This is a genomic window from Helicobacter muridarum (assembly GCF_000765805.2).
Classification (GTDB): Bacteria; Campylobacterota; Campylobacteria; order Campylobacterales; family Helicobacteraceae; genus Helicobacter_A; species Helicobacter_A muridarum.
Genome location: NZ_JRPD02000060.1, coordinates 1 through 1,375 on the forward strand (window position 1 = coordinate 1; position 1,375 = coordinate 1,375).

Below are 1,375 nucleotides of genomic sequence, written 5' to 3' on the forward strand. Positions count from 1 at the left end.
CTGCTTTAGCAGGTGAAGAATCTAAAAATATGAAATCTCAACAAAGCAATAAACGAGATATTTCGCATTTTTCAAATGCTCAATATGACAAAGTAGTAAATTGTCATTCTGAAGTCTTGCATAGCAAGGCTGAAGAATCTAAAGATAACAAATACCGCTATCTCCCTCTTGATACAAAGCACTTTACGCGTGAGACAAAATACAAGATTCTAAGTAGCTTTGAAAATTTGGAATCTATCCTTAATGGCGAACTCATCAAAGCGGATAATTTTCAAGCCCTAAATACCCTAATGCCTAAATATCAAGGCAAAGTGGATTTAATCTATATTGACCCACCATTTAATCTTGGAGAGAATGCGAGTTTTGATTATAAAGTGAATTTTAAAGATTCTACTTGGGCTTCATTGCTAGATTCTCGCCTAGAACTTGCTAGGGATATATTAAGCAATAATGGAAGTATTTTTGTTCGTTGTGATTATAATGGTAATTTTATTGTAAGAAATCTCTTAAATAATATTTTCGGGGAAGACAATTTTGTTAATGAAATAATTGTTAGCAAATCTGCAAAACTTACTGAAACCATTAAAAAATATCATAGCGGGAATGATTCACTATTTTTCTTTTCAAAAAGTGAGGAATATATCTTTAATGTTCAAGGGATTGAAAGAGAAGAAAGAAAGTGGCGTGCGATGCACTTGCCCGGGGAGAGATGGTCGCCTATTCCAAAGCAATATATTGATTTGTTCTCAAAAGAAAATTTGGTTTTTAAAAACAGCAAATGGACAAGTAAGGCAAGAATTATTTTGGGACAAGAATATTTACCTCCAAATGGGCGACATTGGGCTTTAAGTCAAGAAACTATTTTTGAATTAGAAAAACAAGGTGGCATAAGGTTGATTGATGGTGTTCCAAAAACACAAGAAAGTGATACCAAAAAACTAACCTCTAATTGGACGGACTGGGTTGGTTATTCTAGTGATTGGGGTTTTCAAACGGAAAATCACGAAAAGGTTTTACAAAGAGCAATTTTAACAGGCAGCAATCAGGATTCTATTATTTTAGATTATCATTTAGGAAGTGGCACGACTTTAGCAGTGGCACAAAAACTCGGGCGCAAATGGCTAGGTATAGAAATGGGAGAGCATTTTTATAGTGTGGTGATTCCTCGCCTTAAAAAAGTCATTGCGGGATTCCAAAGCGGAATCAGCAAAGAGTGCGATTATCAAGGTGGTGGAGCATTTCGCTACTATGAGCTAGAATCCTATGAGGAGGCATTAGCTAATTGCGAATATGTGCTAAGTTTTTGTCATTCTAAATCCTCTCTTTGTCATACTGAAGCGTTAGCTGAAGTATCTCAACAAGGCAATAAAAGAGA

Annotated in this window: 1 protein-coding gene; it reads left to right on the top strand. The window is 35.3% G+C overall.

Features of this window, described 5'->3' with window-relative positions; genetic code table 11:
• Positions 1-1,375: site-specific DNA-methyltransferase (locus tag LS73_RS09730; protein ID WP_138070037.1), on the top strand; the 1,375-nt coding region annotated here is incomplete at both ends.